Source organism: Sulfitobacter sp. 15WGC, from assembly GCF_005068605.1.
Lineage (GTDB): Bacteria > Pseudomonadota > Alphaproteobacteria > Rhodobacterales > Rhodobacteraceae > Sulfitobacter > Sulfitobacter faviae.
The window spans coordinates 1-16,822 of sequence record NZ_SZNL01000003.1 but is presented as its reverse complement, the minus strand read 5'-3'; the positions used below and the strand labels follow the sequence as shown (position 1 = coordinate 16,822).

General features: G+C 62.7%; 19 protein-coding genes and 1 tRNA gene. 10 read left to right on the top strand and 10 right to left on the bottom strand.

Features of this window, described 5'->3' with window-relative positions; genetic code table 11:
• Positions 1-6: 6 nt before the first annotated feature.
• From FCK22_RS02970 to FCK22_RS02950, 5 genes are read left to right on the top strand one after another with little or no spacing between them, the layout of a single operon-like run.
• On the top strand, positions 7-435 hold the full coding sequence (locus tag FCK22_RS02970; protein ID WP_067260609.1) for an HPr kinase/phosphatase C-terminal domain-containing protein: 429 nt from the start codon (positions 7-9) through the stop codon (positions 433-435).
• Entirely contained in the window at positions 432-1,337 is a 906-nt protein-coding gene (gene rapZ / locus FCK22_RS02965; protein ID WP_082851902.1) for an RNase adapter RapZ, read from the top strand. The genes FCK22_RS02970 and rapZ overlap by 4 nt, the downstream gene beginning before the upstream one ends.
• Positions 1,334-1,726, top strand: a complete 393-nt coding sequence (locus tag FCK22_RS02960; protein WP_067260606.1) for a PTS fructose transporter subunit IIA — start codon at positions 1,334-1,336, stop codon at positions 1,724-1,726. The genes rapZ and FCK22_RS02960 overlap by 4 nt, the downstream gene beginning before the upstream one ends.
• A 16-nt stretch (positions 1,727-1,742) precedes the next feature.
• The gene (locus FCK22_RS02955; RefSeq protein WP_067260603.1) at positions 1,743-2,012 is read left to right on the top strand and encodes an HPr family phosphocarrier protein; all 270 of its coding nucleotides are present in this window, start codon (positions 1,743-1,745) and stop codon (positions 2,010-2,012) included.
• Positions 2,013-2,046: 34 nt separating this feature from the next.
• On the top strand, positions 2,047-2,931 hold the full coding sequence (locus tag FCK22_RS02950; RefSeq protein WP_067260600.1) for a lysophospholipid acyltransferase family protein: 885 nt from the start codon (positions 2,047-2,049) through the stop codon (positions 2,929-2,931).
• Positions 2,932-3,010: 79 nt separating this feature from the next.
• On the opposite strand, the gene FCK22_RS02945 is transcribed toward FCK22_RS02950, so the two are convergent.
• The gene (locus tag FCK22_RS02945; RefSeq protein WP_067260598.1) at positions 3,011-3,886 is read right to left on the bottom strand and encodes a 3-hydroxybutyryl-CoA dehydrogenase; all 876 of its coding nucleotides are present in this window, start codon (positions 3,884-3,886) and stop codon (positions 3,011-3,013) included.
• A 156-nt stretch (positions 3,887-4,042) separates the two neighbouring features.
• Here FCK22_RS02945 and FCK22_RS02940 point away from each other — a divergent pair, with 156 nt between their 5' ends.
• A complete protein-coding gene (locus tag FCK22_RS02940; RefSeq protein ID WP_067260596.1) occupies positions 4,043-4,876 on the top strand; it encodes a DUF6473 family protein in 834 nt (277 codons plus the stop codon).
• Between the two features lie 73 nt (positions 4,877-4,949).
• On the opposite strand, the gene FCK22_RS02935 is transcribed toward FCK22_RS02940, so the two are convergent.
• The 7 genes from FCK22_RS02935 to FCK22_RS02905 form a co-directional block, all read right to left on the bottom strand.
• Positions 4,950-5,876: an FAD-binding protein gene (locus FCK22_RS02935; protein ID WP_067260593.1), complete on the bottom strand. Its 927-nt coding sequence runs from the start codon at positions 5,874-5,876 to the stop codon at positions 4,950-4,952.
• The gene (locus tag FCK22_RS02930) at positions 5,876-6,634 is read right to left on the bottom strand and encodes an electron transfer flavoprotein subunit beta/FixA family protein (RefSeq protein ID WP_067260591.1); all 759 of its coding nucleotides are present in this window, start codon (positions 6,632-6,634) and stop codon (positions 5,876-5,878) included. The genes FCK22_RS02935 and FCK22_RS02930 overlap by 1 nt, the downstream gene beginning before the upstream one ends.
• A 161-nt stretch (positions 6,635-6,795) precedes the next feature.
• Entirely contained in the window at positions 6,796-7,371 is a 576-nt protein-coding gene (locus FCK22_RS02925; RefSeq protein WP_067260588.1) for a cob(I)yrinic acid a,c-diamide adenosyltransferase, read from the bottom strand.
• Complete coding sequence (locus tag FCK22_RS02920) at positions 7,371-7,577, bottom strand: twin transmembrane helix small protein (RefSeq protein ID WP_067260586.1); 207 nt, start codon at positions 7,575-7,577, stop codon at positions 7,371-7,373. Before FCK22_RS02920 ends, FCK22_RS02925 begins: the two co-directional genes overlap by 1 nt.
• Before the next feature lie 57 nt (positions 7,578-7,634).
• Positions 7,635-8,468 (bottom strand): SDR family NAD(P)-dependent oxidoreductase, encoded by an 834-nt coding sequence (locus FCK22_RS02915; protein WP_067260583.1) that lies wholly within the window; start codon positions 8,466-8,468, stop codon positions 7,635-7,637.
• A gap of 57 nt (positions 8,469-8,525) precedes the next feature.
• A complete protein-coding gene (locus FCK22_RS02910) occupies positions 8,526-9,218 on the bottom strand; it encodes an SH3 domain-containing protein (protein WP_067260581.1) in 693 nt (230 codons plus the stop codon).
• The gene (locus tag FCK22_RS02905) at positions 9,215-9,442 is read right to left on the bottom strand and encodes a hypothetical protein (RefSeq protein WP_136720206.1); all 228 of its coding nucleotides are present in this window, start codon (positions 9,440-9,442) and stop codon (positions 9,215-9,217) included. Before FCK22_RS02905 ends, FCK22_RS02910 begins: the two co-directional genes overlap by 4 nt.
• On the opposite strand from FCK22_RS02905, the gene FCK22_RS02900 reads away from it, so the two are divergent.
• Entirely contained in the window at positions 9,432-11,873 is a 2,442-nt protein-coding gene (locus FCK22_RS02900) for a DNA topoisomerase IV subunit A (protein WP_067260578.1), read from the top strand. The two genes, FCK22_RS02905 and FCK22_RS02900, sit on opposite strands and share 11 nt — an antisense overlap.
• Positions 11,874-11,898: 25 nt before the next feature.
• On the opposite strand, the gene FCK22_RS02895 is transcribed toward FCK22_RS02900, so the two are convergent.
• Entirely contained in the window at positions 11,899-13,257 is a 1,359-nt protein-coding gene (locus tag FCK22_RS02895) for a cytochrome P450 (RefSeq protein ID WP_067260575.1), read from the bottom strand.
• Positions 13,258-13,384: 127 nt separating this feature from the next.
• On the opposite strand from FCK22_RS02895, the gene FCK22_RS02890 reads away from it, so the two are divergent.
• Together FCK22_RS02890 and tuf are read left to right on the top strand one after the other, a co-directional pair.
• On the top strand, positions 13,385-13,963 hold the full coding sequence (locus FCK22_RS02890; protein ID WP_067260571.1) for a hypothetical protein: 579 nt from the start codon (positions 13,385-13,387) through the stop codon (positions 13,961-13,963).
• 162 nt (positions 13,964-14,125) lie between these two features.
• Positions 14,126-15,301 carry an elongation factor Tu gene (gene tuf / locus FCK22_RS02885; RefSeq protein ID WP_067260569.1) on the top strand — a complete coding sequence of 392 codons (1,176 nt, stop codon included), beginning with the start codon at positions 14,126-14,128 and terminating at the stop codon, positions 15,299-15,301.
• Between the two features lie 155 nt (positions 15,302-15,456).
• Here the strand turns inward: tuf and FCK22_RS02880 are convergent, their stop codons facing one another.
• Complete coding sequence (locus FCK22_RS02880) at positions 15,457-15,954, bottom strand: DUF892 family protein (protein ID WP_067260565.1); 498 nt, start codon at positions 15,952-15,954, stop codon at positions 15,457-15,459.
• Between the two features lie 143 nt (positions 15,955-16,097).
• On the opposite strand from FCK22_RS02880, the gene FCK22_RS02875 reads away from it, so the two are divergent.
• Positions 16,098-16,173: transfer RNA gene (locus tag FCK22_RS02875), tRNA-Trp, on the top strand.
• The last annotated feature ends 649 nt before the right edge of the window (positions 16,174-16,822 follow it).

Genomic DNA, 16,822 nt, shown 5'->3' with positions numbered 1-16,822 from the left:
CCTGATATGACCGTCGAGCGCGAAAACCTCCACGCCAGCTGCGTGGCGATCAATGGGCGCGGGGTGCTGATCCTTGGCCCGTCCGGCGCGGGCAAATCGGCCCTCGCCCTGCAACTGATCGCCCTCGGTGCCAAGCTGGTGGCCGATGATCGCACCGATATCATGCGCGATGGGGATCAGGTGATCGCCAGCGTCCCCGAGCCGATCCGCGGCCTGATCGAGGCGCGCTATGTCGGCATTCTGCGGGCCGAGGATCACGGCCCCGTGCCGCTGGCCCTCGTCGTCGATCTGGCCCGTACCGAAGACCGGCGCCTTCCCGAAGGGCACAGCCATATGCTACGGGGTGTCACGTTGCCCTGTTTTCACAAATGCGATAGCGCTCATTTTGCGGCAGCAATTCATCTGTATATGTCAGGTGTGGAAGAACCGAATTGATCAGTCAGACCTCATCAACAGACCCCGCCCCGCGGCGGTTGGTCCTTGTCACCGGCCCTTCGGGCGCCGGGCGGTCCTCTGCGCTCAACGTGCTGGAGGATGCGGGGTTTGAGGCGATCGACAATCTGCCGCTGCGGCTGCTGCCCGCGCTGCTTGACCGCCCCGGCGATGCGCAATCGGTGGCCTTGGGGATCGACGCCCGCAACCGGGACTTTTCCACCGAAGGCGTGCTGGAGCTGATGGGCCGCCTGACGGCTGAACCGGGGTGGCGCGCGGAACTGCTCTATCTCGATTGCGCGCCTGATGTGCTGCTGCAACGCTTTTCCGAGACCCGCCGCCGCCACCCGCTGGCCCCGGCTGACCGCCCCGTCGACGGGATCGCACGCGAGCAGGAATTGCTCCACCCGATCCGCGCCCGTGCCGACGTGCTGATCGACACGACAACGCTGAACGTCCACGAGTTGCGCGCCGAGGTCGAACAATGGTTCGCCCCCGGCGGGCAGCGCCAACTGACGGTATCGGTACAAAGCTTTTCCTACAAACGGGGCCTTCCGCGCGGCGTTGATGTGGTGCACGACTGCCGCTTTCTGAACAATCCCTATTGGGTGCCCGAATTGCGCCGCGGCGACGGGCGCGACCCTTCCGTCGCGGCCCATGTGGCGGGGGACAAACGCTACGCCGATTTCGCCGACAAGGTGCTCGATCTCAGCCTCCTGCTGCTGCCCGCCTACCGCGAAGAGGGCAAATCCCATATCTCCATCGCCTTCGGCTGCACGGGCGGGCAACACCGCTCTGTCGCCATGGCCGAAGATCACGCTTTGCGCCTTGCAGAGCAGGGCTGGCAGGTGTCAATTAGGCATCGAGAGCTGGACCGTCAGCATCGTGAAGGAAGCAAGCCGTGATCGGGATCGTCATCGTCGCACATGGGGGGCTGGCGCAAGAATATCTTGCCGCCATCGAACATGTCGTGGGATCCCAATTCGGCGTGCGCGCCATCGCGATCGAAGCCGATCACGACCGCGCCGACAAAGAACGCGAGATTTGCGGCGCCGCCGATGCGGTGGACCAAGGCGCCGGTGTGGTGGTTGTCACCGATCTTTTCGGCGGCTCCCCCTCGAACCTCAGCCTCTTGGCCTGCCGCCCGGAAAACCGCCGGATCATCTACGGCGCGAACCTCCCCATGCTGATCAAACTCGCCAAATCGCGGCATATGGATGTGCCCGATGCCGTGCGTGCCGCGCTCGAAGCTGGTAAGAAGTATATCGACAGCCAGAATGTCAGCGCAGGTTAGAAGGCCCCAAGACGTCATGCCCGAATTTTCTTTAAAGATCGTTAACGAAAAAGGCCTGCACGCGCGCGCCTCCGCCAAATTGGTCGAGGTGGTCGAGGCGTTTGATGCCCGCGCCGAAGTCAGCAAGGATGGCATGTCGGCCTCGGGCGACAGTATCATGGGGCTCTTGATGCTCGGTGCGTCGCGCGGCACCACCATCGATGTCCAAACCTCCGGCCCCGATGCCGAGGCCTTGGCCGAAGCTTTGACCGCCCTCGTGGCGGATAAGTTCGGCGAAGGGTTTTAGGCCCGCCAAGCGGGAAAAAGGATCCGCCGACCCCATGGAAGACGTGCAAAACATCGCGGCCGAGCCGGCCCAGACAGGCGACGGCACGGTGACCTTCACCAAATACGACCGCCGCAGCCTGTCCTATGCCTCGACCTTCGATGACCCATGGAAGGCGCGGGTGATCTCCGCGATGGAGCTTTTCACCGGCAAGCTCAAAATTCTGCGTCTGATCCGTAAGTTCGAACAACGCGGCACCCCCTCAGGCCAAGCCTTTTGGCGCGCGGCGCTCGACACGATGGGCATCGACCTCACCACTCCGCAAACGCAGTTGGACCGCATCCCAAAAGAGGGGCCAGTCGTGGTCGTGGCAAACCACCCCCACGGCATGGTCGACGGCATGATCTTCGCCGACCTCATCGGCCGCGTGCGCCCCGATTACCGTATCCTCACCCGGTCGCTGCTCACCTCCATCGACGAGGTGGCGGGCAGCTACATGATCCCGGTGCCCTTCCCACATGACCCGGATGCGCAGCGCAAAGGCGTGGAAATGCGCGCCAAGGCCATGGCCCACCTCAAAGAAGGCGGCGTCGTGGCGCTCTTCCCCTCAGGCGTCGTCGCGGCCTCGGAAAGCTGGTGGGGCCCGGCAGTCGAAGCGGAATGGAACGTCTTCACCGCCAAGATGATCCGCCGCTCCGGTGCGCAGGTGGTGCCGATGCGATTCCCGGGCCAGAACAGCCGCGCCTATCAGATCGCCAACAGGCTCAGCCCGATGCTGCGCCAAGGGCTTTTGCTGCATGAAATCGCCCACGCCTGCGACAAACCCCAAGGGCCCATCGTTGGCCACCCGCTCGCCCGCGAAGAGATCGACCGCTGGGCCGACGACCCGCGCGGCTTCATGGCTTGGCTGCGCGCCCATACTCTGGCGCTCACCAACTAAACTTCATCCTTTTAAAAATACCCTCGGGGGAATCGCGCCTCTGGCGCGATGGGGGCAGAGCCCCCAACACCCTCGCAACTCAGCGCGTCGGAACCGGTTTTTCGCCGCGGTAGTCATAGAACCCCCGCTGCGTCTTGCGCCCCAACCACCCGGCTTCGACATATTTGGTCAGCAGCGGGCAGGGGCGATATTTCGTATCCGCCAACCCGTCATGCAGAACGTTCATAATGGCAAGGCAGGTGTCGAGACCGATAAAGTCCGCAAGCTCCAATGGCCCCATCGGATGGTTCGCCCCCAGCTTCATCGAACTGTCGATCGACTCGACGTTGCCGACCCCTTCGTAGAGGGTATAGACTGCCTCGTTGATCATCGGCATCAGGATGCGGTTCACGATGAAGGCGGGGAAATCCTCGGCCGAGGCGGCGGTCTTGCCCAAACGGTCCACGACAGCTTTGCACGCGTCATAAGTCTCGCTGTCCGTGGCGATGCCGCGGATCAATTCGACCAATTGCATCACCGGCACGGGGTTCATGAAGTGAAAGCCCATGAATTTCTCGGGCCGGTCGGTGCGGCTCGCGAGACGGGTGATCGAGATCGACGAGGTGTTCGAGGTCAGGATCGTCGTCGGTTTCAAATGGGGGATCAGGTCTTCGAAGATCGCCTGTTTCACTGTTTCGCGCTCGGTCGCGGCTTCGATCACCAGATCGCTTTGGCCCAGATCGCCTAGCGTCTGCGTCGTGGTGATCCGCGCCATGGCGGCGTCCCGGTCGGCGGCGGTGATCTTCTCGCGGCTGACTTGGCGGTCCATATTGCCGGTCACGGTTTTCATTGCTTTGGCCAGCGCATCGGCGCTGACATCGTTCAGCAGCACGTCGTAGCCTGCCAGCGCCATGACATGGGCGATCCCATTGCCCATTTGCCCCGCTCCCACGATACCGATTGTCTGGATGTCCATGGCCTGTCCTTTGCTTGAGTTCGGCGCACAATAGGGCGCGTGGCGGGGGTGCCGCAAGGGCAGCTGTTTACGAAATCTCACGACAAATTCGCCCGTTAACAGAATCGCAGCCCCTGCTGTGCAATCTGGCTTTGGGTGAACAAAAAGGTGGGTTCGATGACCTATGATGCAGTGGGGCCAGCGCCTCTGGACTATTTGCCATGCCGCTACGGCACGTCAAAGCTGATGTTTCGCGGCCCGCGCCGCAGGTTGGAGGCGCCCTATATCGCCTTTCTCGGCGGGACGGAGACCTATGGCAAATTCATTGAAGAGCCGTTTCCCGCGCGGGTCGAGGCCGAGATCGGCAAGACCTGCGTGAACTTCGGCTTTCCCAACGCGGGGATCGACGCTTTTGCCCATGACCCTTTCGTCGCGCAGGCCGCCTCGCAGGCAGATGTGACGGTTGTGCAGGTCATGGGCGCGCAGAATATGACCAACCGTTTCTATTCCGTGCACCGGCGTCGGAACGACCGTTTTGTCGGGGCCTCCGCGCTGTTGCAGACGATCTACCGCGAGGTCGATTTCTCGCAGTTCCACTTCAACCGGCACATGCTGACGCACCTCATGCAGGTCTCGCCCGAACGGTTCGAAGCGGTGCGCGCGGAGCTTCAGCAGGCGTGGATGGCGCGCATGCGTTTGATGTTGGGACAGATACAGGGGCGCACGCTCCTGCTTTGGCTGGCCGACCGCCCGCCGGTCGCCACAGCAGCGCAGCCGGTGGGAGAGTTGGGCCATGATCCGCTATTCGTGACACGCGAAATGTTGGACGCGGTGGCCCAGCACGCCACGGCCAAGATCGAGGTCGTCTCTCCCAAAGACCCCTCAGGGGGGCCGACCGCTGGCATGGTGGTCAGTGAATTCGAGGCGCCGGCCGCGTCGGAAATGCTGGGCCCGATGGCCCATGCCTCTGCCGCCGCCGCTTTGACCGATGCGCTGCAAAGCATGTCCTGACGCTCCCGGTAGGGACATGCACGAAAAAGGCCCGCCGAGAACGGCGGGCCTTTGGTGTCTCATATGAGAAGCCTTACAGCTTTTCGATTAGTTCCGGCACCGCGTCGAAGAGGTCTGCCACGAGACCATAGTCTGCGACTTGGAAGATCGGCGATTCTTCGTCTTTGTTGATCGCGACGATGATCTTGGAGTCTTTCATCCCGGCAAGGTGCTGAATCGCACCCGAGATGCCAACCGCGACATAGAGGTCGGGGGCGACCACTTTGCCGGTCTGGCCAACCTGCCAGTCGTTCGGCGCATAGCCCGAATCGACCGCCGCGCGGGAGGCGCCAACGGCGGCGCCCAGTTTGTCGGCCAGTTTCTCGATCAGGGCAAAGTCCTCTTCGGAGCCGACACCGCGACCACCGGAAACCACCACGCCCGCGCTTGTCAGCTCGGGGCGGTCCGATTCGGCGACCTTGTCTTCGACCCATGTGGACAGGCCGGGATTCTCGGCTGCCGAAATGGTCTCGACCGAGGCGGACCCGCCGTCACCGGCAGCATCGAAGGTCGATGTGCGGAAGGTGATGACTTTCTTGGCGTCGTTGGACTTCACGGTCTGCACCGCGTTGCCCGCGTAGATCGGGCGCTCAAAGGTGTCGGCATCGACAACGCCGGAAGCATCCGAGATCACCATGACGTCAAGCAGCGCCGCGACGCGGGGCATGATGTTCTTGGCATCCGTGGTGGCGGGCGCGACGATGTGGTCGTAGTCACCGGCGAGGCTGACGATCAGCGCCGCGGTGGCTTCGGCCAGACGGTGGCCCAGCATCTCGTCCTCGGCGACCAGCACCTTGGAAACGCCATCGATCTTGGCCGCCGCTTCGCCTGCCGCCGCGGCAGAGCTGCCCGCCGCCAGAATGGTCACGTCGCCCAGTTGCTTGGCCGCGGTCACCGCCTTGGCGGTTGCGTCCATCGACAGTTCGCCGTCGGAAATCTCTGCAATCAGAAGAACAGCCATTACACAGCCCCCGCTTCTTTGAGTTTCGCCACAAGCTCGTCGACCGAGCCGACCTTGATGCCAGCGGCGCGTTCCGCGGGCTCTTCGGTCTTCACGACTTCCAAGCGGTTGGAGACGTCGACGCCATAGTCCTCGGCGGTCTTTTCATCCAGCGGCTTTTTCTTGGCCTTCATGATGTTGGGCAGCGAGGCATAGCGCGGCTCGTTGAGGCGCAGGTCCACGGTGACCACGGTCGGCATGGTGACTTCGATGGTCTGCAGGCCGCCATCGACTTCGCGGGTGACTTTCGCCTTGTCGCCTTCGATGGCGATGTCGGAAGCAAAGGTCGCTTGCGACCAGCCCATCAGCGCCGAGAGCATCTGCCCGGTGGCGTTCATGTCGTTGTCGATCGCCTGCTTGCCGCAGAGCACGAGGCTCGGCTGCTCTTCATCGACCACGGCTTTGAGGATCTTGGCCACGGCCAGCGGTTCGATGTCCTTGTGCACATCGTCCGAGGCCACCACGAGGATCGCGCGGTCGGCACCCATGGCGAGGGCGGTGCGCAGCGTTTCCTGCGCTTGCTTCACACCGATGGAGACGGCGACGACCTCTTCAGCCTGACCGGCTTCTTTCAGACGAATCGCCTGTTCGACGGCGATTTCGTCGAAGGGGTTCATCGACATTTTCACATTGGCAAGATCAACACCCGATCCGTCCGCTTTGACACGAACTTTCACGTTATAGTCGATCACGCGTTTGACAGGCACCAGTACCTTCATGAGCGGTCTCTCTCCTCAGTTTGCGACGCGGGCTGGTGGCCCGGTCTCCCTAATTCTCCAGACGGGTGTAACGAAGCGGATCGGATCAAAACAGGCCAAAATCGGCAGGTTGGCAGTTTTGAACGCGGCGTTTTCCCGGTTTTTCGTCTGTTAGCGCTATTTTACGCTCGGTTCGCCCCCGGCACCCAAAGCACGTCTTCCTTGCCCGCGTTATTGGCCATCCGCGCGGCGACGAAGAACCAATCGCTGAGCCGGTTCAGATAGGTCACGCAGGCGGGGTTCACCGCCGTTTGCTCAGCCAGCAACACCGCCAGCCGTTCGGCGCGGCGCGCCACGGTGCGGCAGACATGCAGATGCGCGGCCAGCGCGCGCCCGCCGGGCAGGATGAAGCTGCGCAGCGGTTCCAACTCGGAATTCATCACGTCGATCTCACGCTCCAGCCGGTCGACCTGTTCTTGGGTGACCCGCAGGGGCGGGTATTCCGCATCCTTATCGGCTTCCATATCGGGGCGGCAAAGGTCGGCACCCAGATCGAAAAGATCGTTTTGAATGCGCGCCAGCGCTTCATCCGTGGCGCCCTTAGCTTCGAGCCGGGCCACCCCGACGAAGCAGTTCAACTCATCCGAGGTGCCATAGGCTTCGACCCGCGCGTCATGTTTGGCGACACGGTCGCCATTGCCAAGGGCTGTGGTGCCCTTGTCCCCGGTGCGGGTGTAAATCTTGTTCAGTACAACCATCAGATCGTGCCCCCTCGGAAATAGACATAGGCAAGGATCAGCAGCACGGCGATGAACTGCGCGATGATCCGCCACCGCATCAGCTTATTGGCGTTGCGTTTGTTGAATTTGCCCCCGGTGGCAAAGCCGCCCAGCCCCATCAGGAGCACAACGGCGACCGCCACGACAGAGATCAGGACGATCACGAAAAACGGATCATTTGGCATGGGCTGTCCTTTCGTTGGCCTGAGATGTAGCGGCACCGGGCAGCCGCGCAACCAAAATCAGCGGCTGGTGACCCAGTCCAGCGCGCGCGTCGGCAGGATACGCCGTAAAACACCGCCGATATGCGTTGGGGTTGTGACGAAATAGCGCGGGCGGGGTCGGGGGGATTCGACGGCGTGGACCAGCTTCTCGACCACTGCTGCAGGCGGGAGTTCGAAGCGGTCCTTCTTGCCGCTGTCGTCATAAAGCCGGGGGCGCATGGTGCTTTCATACTCCGCCGCGCGGGGGCTGCTTTGCCAGTCAATCCAGCGCTCGAAACGCGGAATGGCCTTGATCCGCAGTTTCGAGGTGACGGGGCCGGGTTCGATCAGGATCACCGCGACCCCGGTGCCGCGCATCTCAAGCCGCAGGGTGTCGGTCAGCCCCTCAAGGGCGAATTTCGTGGAATTATACGCCCCGCGCCACGGCATCGCCACCATGCCAAGAACCGAGGAACATTGCACGATCCGCCCGTGGCCCTGCTTGCGCATCACCGGGATCACCGCGCGGGTCAGGCTGTGCCAGCCAAAGAAATTCGCCTCGAATATCTCGCGCAGGGCATCGGTGGGCAGGTCTTCGACCAATCCGGGCGTGGCGTGGGCACCGTTGTTGAACAGCGCGTCGAGCGTACCGCCGGTTTGGTCCAGCACATGGGCAAGCGCCGCTTGGATGCTGGCCTCATCGGTGTAATCGAGGCGGGGCGCATCGAATCCTTCGGCTTGCAACCGGTCGCAATCCGCTTGTTGGCGGCAGGCCGCGAAAACGCGCCAGCCACGGGCGCGCATGCCGTGGGCGGCGGCATAGCCGATGCCGCTGGAACAGCCGGTGATGAGGATGGAGCGGGTCGCAGACATGCAAAGGGCCCTTCGTGTGAAAGGCCCTTCATCGCGCGATGCTATGGGATTGGCAAGTTAGCCGTTGTTGAGCAGGAAGTCGGCCATCCAGCCGGATTCGCTGCCATCGACGCTGCGGAAACGCACCCAGCCTGCGCCGTTGTCTTCGATCACTTCGACAGCGTCGCCTTTGCCGAGCTTGCCGACCACGCCGAAGTTGGTGCCCGGACCGCCGCGGACATTGACGCGGGTGCCGTTGACTTCGCGGATGTCGGCCTGCGTCGTGCTGACAAAGGTCGCGCCACTGTCAGCGCCGTCAATCAGGCTCGGGATGACAGTCGGCGCATTGGCACTTGTCGTCGTGTAAGCGGCCTTTTCCACCTTGGGCGCAGGGGCGCTGACGGCCTTGGCTTTGACCACTTTCGCCCCGGCGCGGTCCGCAGGGGTTGCCACGGCCTTTTGCACCATCCCGTCATTGGCCTGCGGCAGGTCGCTCAGCGTCGTGAGGTTCAGCGCCACGCGGGTTGCCGTGGCATCACGCGCAGGGGTCCCTTCGGCGAAGGGGGTGATCGGGCTTTCCGCCTTGCGGGCCGCGTTCGCGGCGGTGGCGGTAACAAGGTTGGAAGAGGGGTTGGCGCTGGCGATCAGGGCCGCCTCAGCCGCTTCGGCACTGGCCGTTTGCGAGCCTGCGGGCACGAAGTCGGCCCCGCCGCTCATCTCGTAGAATGCCCAGCCCATGAAACCAAATGTCAAAAAGATGAACCGTTTCATTTTTGCTGTTCCTCGTCCCGTGTCAAACCGTGTTGCTGTTGAGAGACCAACGCGAAACCTCGCGAATGGTTCATTTCCGATTGGCAAGAATTCGCATAGCCGGAAAGTATTGCTTTTTTCTCACTTGAAACCGTGCCAGCGGCCATTTTGCCGAGTCGTTCGCGGGTAATCTGTCGCTTGCCCGCTTTGGCGTGCTTGGCTAAAAGACCCGTCATGTCAGACACAAGCACACCCCCAGAACTCGACCCGAATGACCTGTCCGAGCCGCTGCGCCGCGCCTTGGGGGATCGTTACCTGACCTATGCGCTGAGCACGATCATGCACCGGGCGCTGCCCGATGCGCGCGACGGGCTGAAGCCGGTGCACCGCCGCATCCTCTACGCCATGCGCGAGCTGCGGCTGTCGTCCACCGGGGGCTTCCGCAAATCGGCCAAGATCTCGGGCGACGTGATGGGTAACTATCACCCGCATGGCGATGCCGCGATTTACGACGCGATGGCGCGTCTGGCGCAGGATTTCAACGTGCGCTACCCGCTGGTCGACGGGCAGGGCAACTTCGGCAACATCGACGGCGACAACCCGGCGGCCTCGCGCTACACCGAGGCGCGGATGACCGCCGTGGCCGAGGCCATGCTGGAGGGGTTGAACGAGAACGCCGTCGACTTCCGCGAAAACTACGATGGCACGCTGACCGAGCCGGTGGTGCTGCCCGCGCAGTTCCCGAACCTTCTGGCCAATGGCTCCTCGGGCATCGCCGTGGGCATGGCCACGAACATTCCGCCGCATAACATCGCCGAGCTTTGCGACGCCTGTATCCACTTGATCAAGACGCCGGATGCGCGTGACGACACGCTCTTAAATTATGTCCCCGGCCCGGATTTCCCCACCGGTGGCATCATCGTCGAGCCGCCCGAGAACATCGCCAACGCCTATCGCACGGGCCGCGGCTCCTTCCGGCTGCGCTGCCGTTGGGAGGTCGAGGATCTGGGCCGCGGGGCCTGGCAGATTGTTGTCACCGAGATTCCCTATCAGGTCCAGAAGTCCAAGCTGATCGAGAAGATCGCCGAGCTGATCCAGACCAAGAAGATCCCGATTCTCGCCGACATCCGCGACGAATCCGCCGAAGACATCCGCATGATCATCGAGCCGCGGTCCAAGAACGTCGATCCGAACGTGCTCATGGGCATGCTGTTCCGCAACTCGGACCTTGAGGTGCGATTCTCGCTCAACATGAACGTGCTGATCGACGGGCAGACGCCCAAGGTCTGCTCGCTCAAGGAAGTGCTGCGCGCTTTCCTCGACCACCGTCGTGAGGTGCTGCAACGCCGCTCGCGGCACCGGATGGACAAGATCGACCACCGGCTTGAGGTGTTGCAGGGCCTGATCACGGCGTTTCTGAACCTCGACCGGGTGATCGAGATCATCCGCTACGACGAGGACCCCAAGGCCGCGTTGATGTACGAGGACTGGAGCCGTGCGCATCAAGACACGCTGACCCGCGCCATGGACGAGGCCGCCTATGTCTCGCCGCTGGCCGGGGTTGATGTGTCGAAACTGGCGGTCATCGCTGATGCCGAGGCGCAGGCCACCGGCGTGCTGGCCGAGAGTGGTGACACCCGCGCGATCCCGCACAGCTACGCAGGCCGCGAGAACGGGCTGTCGGACGTGCAGGCCGAGGCGATTCTCAACATGCGCCTGCGGTCCTTGCGGCGTCTGGAGGAAGACGCGCTGGTGGCCGAGCGTGATGCGCTGATGACCGAGCGTGCGGGCCTCGAAGACCTGCTGGAAAGCGAGGACCTGCAATGGTCCACCATTGCCGACCAGCTGCGCACGACGAAAAAGCAGTTCGGCAAGGACTGGGTGATCGACGGTGTCAAACGCGGCCAGCGTCTGACCGAGTTCGACACCGCCGGAGAGGTCGAGGACGTGCCGATCGAGGCGATGATCGACCGCGAGCCGATCACCGTGGTCTGCAGCCAGATGGGCTGGATCCGCGCCATGACCGGCCATATCGACCTGAACCGCGAGTTGAAGTTCAAGGACGGCGACGGCCCGCGCTTCATCTTTCATGCCGAGACGACGGACCGGCTGCTAGTCTTCGGCTCGAACGGACGCTTCTACACTGTCTCCGCCGCCAACCTGCCCGGCGGGCGCGGCATGGGCGAGCCGCTGCGCCTGATGGTCGACCTGCCTAATGAGGTGCAGATCGTCTCGCTCTTTATCCACCAGCCGGGGCGCAAGCTTTTGGTGGCCTCCACGGCGGGCGACGGGTTCGTCGTGCCCGAGGATGACGTTGTGGCCCAGACCCGCAGCGGCAAGCAGGTGCTGAACGTGCGCGGCGAGGGGGTCACGGCGCTGGTCTGTCACCCCGTCACCGGCGATAGCGTCGCCACTGTGGGCGAGAACCGCAAGGTGCTGGTCTTCGGCCTTGATGAACTGCCTGAGATGGGCCGGGGCAAGGGCGTGCGGCTGCAGAAGTTCAAGGACGGCGGCCTGTCGGATGCCATCACCTTCACCCGCGAGGCGGGTCTCACTTGGCAGGACCCGGCGGGCCGCACGCGGACCGAGGCTGATCTGGCCGAATGGACCGGCAAGCGCGCAAGTTCGGGCCGCATGGCGCCCCGCGGCTTCCCGCGCGACAATAAATTCACGTGAAACACCCGCGCCCCTCGGGGCGCGGTCAGTCCAGCGGCTCGGCGGTCATCCAAACGCCGCCCTCCGGGCGCAGGGTCAGGATCATCACCGGCTTGGGCTCGCGGCCCGGCACCGGCGTGAACTTGAACCGCCCCAGCAGCGTGGCGAGGATGATCACCGCCTCCTGAAGCGCAAAGCTCGCCCCGATGCAGATGCGCGGCCCGTCTCCGAAGGGCAGATAGGCATAGCGGTCGATGGCCTTGCGGTCGGCGAAACGCTCAGGCCGGAAGGCGTCGGGGTCCTCCCATAGCAATTCGTTGCGGCCAAGCGCGTAGATCGGGATCATCACCGTGTCCCCGGGCCGGATCTCGCGGTCGCAGAGCCTGTCGTGTTTCTGCGCCGTGCGCGAGATGATCCCGGCGGCGGGGTAGAGGCGCAGCGCCTCGTCGACGATCATCCGCACCAGCGGCAGCTTATCCACGTCCTCGCCGGTGCAGACTCGGCCCTGAAGCACGGCCCGCACCTCGTCCCGGGCACGTTCCTGCATCTCGGGGTCGAAACCCATCAGGTACATCGACCACGCCAGCGTCAGCGCCGTAGTCTCATGGCCCGCGACGATGAAGGTCAGAAGGTTGTCGCGCAACTCGCCGGTGTTCATCTGGCGCTTGGTCTTGGGGTCCTCGCCCTCGAGCAGCAGGTCCAGCAGGTCGGGCGTGCCGTCATGGCCGCGCGCCACCCGCGCCTCGATCGCCTGATCGGCCATCGCCTTCATCTGCTTCAGTGCTTGGCCGGACATCATCCGCCCCGGGCGCGGCAGCCAGTCGGGCAGGCCGAGGATGTCGAAAAGGCTGATCTTGCCGGCCTCGGCGATGTAGTCATCGATGGCGCCATGCACCTTGTCGCGGTCGAAGGTGCCGTCGCCAGAAAAGGTCACGTCGCCGATCACGTCGAAGGTCGTGGTCACCATCTCGTCCAGCATGTTGACCGCGCGCGGCCCGGCGGCGGCGATGCGCTCGGCCGAGCGGGCGGCGGCGGCGCTCATGACGGGGGCGAGGTTGCGCACGTTGCGCTGCGAGAAGACGGGGGCGGCGGCGCGGCGTTGCCAGCGCCAATGCGCGCCCTCTGCGATGAAGAGCGACTCACCTATGGCCGGGCGGAGCAGGTTCTTGGTGACGTCGGACTTGGGGTAATCCTCCAACCGGTCGAGGAGGACCTGCCGGATCGCGCCGGGGTCCATCACCATATGCCAGCGCTTGCCGGTCTTGCCCGAAACCATGGGCTGCGTCGTGGCGATCTTGGGAATGATGCTGAGCACGTTGCGCCGCGCCATCTGCAGGCTGCCGAGCATGCTGACAGGCTCGGTAACGAGCGGCACGCGGACGGGCAGGGGGCGGGCTTGGGTCATCTTGCTGTCCTCACTCTCAGTCCAAGATAGACCGGCCCGGGGGCAGCGCAACTGCGGCAAATGATTGCGCCCCTTTGGCCCATCGGCTACCCCTTTTCGAAACCTTAACACCCCTGAGGGATTGCCCATGCTGAGAGTTCTTGCCCTGTTGACCTTCGTCGCGACGCTGGCCGCCTGCAACGGGGCATCCGACCTCGACAAGGCGCCGACCCCGCTGGGGGATTTTAACCTGCACCACAATATCGTGGTGGCGCCCAAAGCCCAGAAGGGGCCGCTGAGCCGCGAGGTCAGCAAGGAAGAACTGGCCGAGGCCGTGCGCGCCGCCACCGCCGAACGCTTTGATCGCTACGAGGGCGAGCGCCTCTACCACTTCGGCATCAGCGTCGAGGGCTATGTGCTGGCGCAGCCGGGCATCCCGTTGGTCTTTGCGCCGAAATCAATCTTGATCCTTAACCTCACGGTTTGGGACGACGCCAAGAACAAGAAGCTGAACCCCGAGCCGCATCAGATCACCGTCTTCGAATCCCTCGATCAAGGGCCGGTGGTGGGCTCGGGCTATACCAAATCCGCCGAGGAGCAGCTGAAGAACCTCAGCCAGAACGCCGCGAAGGCGATCGAGACCTATCTGGTCAAGCAAAACCGCGAAGAGGGGTGGTTCAACGGTGGCACAGCCCTGTCCCCCGCCGGGGAACCAGAGGATAAATAGCCCATAGCCGAGGCGCGCCCGACCGATGCGGCAGGCCCACGGTGGGCTTTAAGTGGCGCCAAGACGCAAGTCTCGCTTGATTTTACCGCTCGAACCCAATACATCGCCCGCCAGATAGGGTTCGGGTCCCCGTTGGGGCCCCTCAATTAAAAGGGCGCCACCATGGCAAAGGCAAAGTTTGAACGCACCAAACCGCACGTCAACATCGGCACGATCGGCCACGTTGACCACGGTAAAACCACGCTGACCGCGGCGATCACCAAGTACTTCGGTGACTTCCAAGCGTATGACCAGATCGACGGCGCGCCCGAAGAGAAGGCCCGCGGCATCACCATCTCGACCGCGCACGTTGAGTATGAGACCGAGAACCGTCACTACGCCCACGTCGACTGCCCCGGCCACGCTGACTATGTGAAAAACATGATCACCGGTGCGGCGCAGATGGACGGCGCGATCCTGGTTGTGAACGCGGCCGACGGCCCGATGCCCCAGACCCGCGAGCACATCCTGCTCGGCCGTCAGGTTGGCATCCCCGCCATGGTCGTCTTCATGAACAAAGTTGACCAGGTCGACGACGAAGAGCTGCTCGAGCTCGTCGAGATGGAAATCCGCGAACTGCTGTCCTCCTACGACTACCCCGGCGACGACATTCCCGTTGTTGCAGGTTCCGCTCTGGCGGCGATGGAAGGCAACAAGCCCGAGATCGGTGAAGAGTCGATCAAGAAGCTGATGGCCGAAGTTGACGCCTACATCCCGACACCTGAGCGTGCCGTGGACCAGCCCTTCCTGATGCCCGTCGAAGACGTCTTCTCGATCTCTGGCCGTGGTACCGTTGTGACCGGCCGTGTCGAGCGTGGCGTGATCAACGTTGGCGACGAAATCGAGATCGTCGGCATCCGCGACACCAAGAAAACCACCTGCACCGGCGTGGAAATGTTCCGCAAGCTGCTGGACCGTGGTGAAGCGGGCGACAACATCGGCGCCCTGCTGCGCGGCGTTGAGCGTGACGGCGTTGAGCGCGGTCAGGTTCTCTGCAAGCCCGGCTCCGTGACACCGCACACCAAGTTCGAAGCCGAAGCCTATATCCTCACCAAAGAGGAAGGTGGCCGTCACACGCCGTTCTTCGCGAACTACCGTCCGCAGTTCTACTTCCGTACAACTGACGTGACCGGCACCGTTCAGCTGGCAGAAGGCACCGAGATGGTCATGCCCGGCGACAACGTGTCCTTCGGCGTTGAGCTGATCGCACCGATCGCCATGGAAAACGGCCTGCGCTTCGCGATCCGCGAAGGTGGCCGGACTGTTGGCGCGGGCGTCGTTTCCAAAATCACTGAGTGATCTTTGGATCAGGCCTTCGGGGCCTGACGTCTGAAAGAATCGAAAGGCCGCAGCGTTTGCTGCGGCCTTTTGCGTTGGCGGGGTGTGCGACCCCGCTGAAACAAAAAAGCCGGCCCTCGTAAGAGCCGGCTCCACTCGCTCTAATTCAACTGCAATCAAGCGGCGTCAGCGTTCACGCCACCTTTGGTCGCGATCTCAGTCATGCGGCGGTCGCCATCATAGGTGTGATCAAGCTGCTCCTGAAGTTGTGCACCATCTTCGTTTTCGCCCAGACGGTTGGCGAAGGCGACAACGCAGCCGTAGCCCGCCAGAGCATAGTGCACCATCCGCTGATACTGCGTGATGATCATGGCATCGCGGGCATCGCTGTCGCCAAAATCTTCCTCCAGCACATGTTTATGCGCCTCTTTCACAAGGCCTTCCATCCCGTGGCAGTGCTCGCCTTCTGGGTCGAGGTCATGTTTCGCGCAGATGGACTTCAGCACATCCATGCCCTTGGCGATTCCATTACTGCCGTCGATCAGCGCTTCGCTAAGTTCCTTGTCCTCCGCCGCGCGGCCCAGAGCGTTGGTCGCTTCGAGCGATTGCTTGCAGGCAGAATAGAGGTCTTGCAGTTGGTCGGTGTAAACGTCTTTGAGATTGTTCATAGTCATCGGTCGTCCTCCAATTTCGGGCTTTGTTCGACGGGAAAACGTAAGCTGAGCGCTCAATGTTCCCCAAAGAAGAGAATATCGGCGGAAAGGGCAGATCTGCTCTTGATCCGCCGCCCGTTTGCGACTACCCAAGCCACCGGCATAGGGGTTTAGCTCAGTTGGTAGAGCATCGGTCTCCAAAACCGAGGGTCGTGGGTTCGAGTCCCTCAGCCCCTGCCACATTTCCTTAAATTTTGGGACGAGGCCGCGCGGCGTATCGTTCTTTTCGAAGTCCTGCATCCGCGAGAGGCAGGGCGGTGCCTTTGAGGCTATGTCGGTCTGCGGCAATCTATTCTTTGTGGGTTTGCTCACGTCTGGGCCGTCAGCGCGCGAGTGTTCAGCGAGTCGCGCTGACGCAAGGCGATTCACCCAGTTTCCACCTCTATGGCGCTGAACTCGGGATGATTCATCGGGTCAAAGAGGGTTCTGCGCAGCCGTATGCTACTAACGCGGCGAAACTCAGGGCTCGCCACTATAGAAATAGCATGCCATTTCAGCATCTTGCCGAAAAGTTCCCCGAAATCTCATCTTTTCTCAACTTTCTGCTTGCGGCTTCGCCTCACTAACCTTAGAACCCCCTCTACCGGCGGCGCTGAGACGCACCGCTGGGGCGCCAGACGGGGCGGACGGCAGCGGAGACGCGAATGTTCGGATCACGAGGCGGATGAGAATTCGAGGTATTAGAGGCGGGGCGCGCCGATGAGTTAGGGCGCATCTCAGTTTCTTTTGTCTCAACGCTGTTTGAAAATTTGATATCTGAAGAGATATGTGGGCGGTTTGGTTCATTCGATGGATCAACGTCTGTATATCGCGCTCTTAGGGTTTCGGC

Excerpts from the sequence above, each read along its gene's own strand:
- FCK22_RS02920 (WP_067260586.1), bottom strand. The coding sequence starts at position 7,577 with ATGCCAAATGATCCGTTTTTCGTGATCGTCCTGATCTCTGTCGTGGCG.
- FCK22_RS02925 (WP_067260588.1), bottom strand. The coding sequence starts at position 7,371 with ATGGTTGTACTGAACAAGATTTACACCCGCACCGGGGACAAGGGCACC.
- FCK22_RS02935 (WP_067260593.1), bottom strand. The coding sequence starts at position 5,876 with ATGGCTGTTCTTCTGATTGCAGAGATTTCCGACGGCGAACTGTCGATG.
- FCK22_RS02940 (WP_067260596.1), top strand. The coding sequence starts at position 4,043 with ATGACCTATGATGCAGTGGGGCCAGCGCCTCTGGACTATTTGCCATGC.
- FCK22_RS02910 (WP_067260581.1), bottom strand. The coding sequence starts at position 9,218 with ATGAAACGGTTCATCTTTTTGACATTTGGTTTCATGGGCTGGGCATTC.
- FCK22_RS02890 (WP_067260571.1), top strand. The coding sequence starts at position 13,385 with ATGCTGAGAGTTCTTGCCCTGTTGACCTTCGTCGCGACGCTGGCCGCC.
- FCK22_RS02950 (WP_067260600.1), top strand. The coding sequence starts at position 2,047 with ATGGAAGACGTGCAAAACATCGCGGCCGAGCCGGCCCAGACAGGCGAC.
- tuf (WP_067260569.1), top strand. The coding sequence starts at position 14,126 with ATGGCAAAGGCAAAGTTTGAACGCACCAAACCGCACGTCAACATCGGC.
- FCK22_RS02930 (WP_067260591.1), bottom strand. The coding sequence starts at position 6,634 with ATGAAGGTACTGGTGCCTGTCAAACGCGTGATCGACTATAACGTGAAA.
- FCK22_RS02900 (WP_067260578.1), top strand. The coding sequence starts at position 9,432 with ATGTCAGACACAAGCACACCCCCAGAACTCGACCCGAATGACCTGTCC.
- FCK22_RS02915 (WP_067260583.1), bottom strand. The coding sequence starts at position 8,468 with ATGTCTGCGACCCGCTCCATCCTCATCACCGGCTGTTCCAGCGGCATC.
- FCK22_RS02970 (WP_067260609.1), top strand. The coding sequence starts at position 7 with ATGACCGTCGAGCGCGAAAACCTCCACGCCAGCTGCGTGGCGATCAAT.
- FCK22_RS02955 (WP_067260603.1), top strand. The coding sequence starts at position 1,743 with ATGCCCGAATTTTCTTTAAAGATCGTTAACGAAAAAGGCCTGCACGCG.
- FCK22_RS02895 (WP_067260575.1), bottom strand. The coding sequence starts at position 13,257 with ATGACCCAAGCCCGCCCCCTGCCCGTCCGCGTGCCGCTCGTTACCGAG.
- FCK22_RS02945 (WP_067260598.1), bottom strand. The coding sequence starts at position 3,886 with ATGGACATCCAGACAATCGGTATCGTGGGAGCGGGGCAAATGGGCAAT.
- FCK22_RS02880 (WP_067260565.1), bottom strand. The coding sequence starts at position 15,954 with ATGACTATGAACAATCTCAAAGACGTTTACACCGACCAACTGCAAGAC.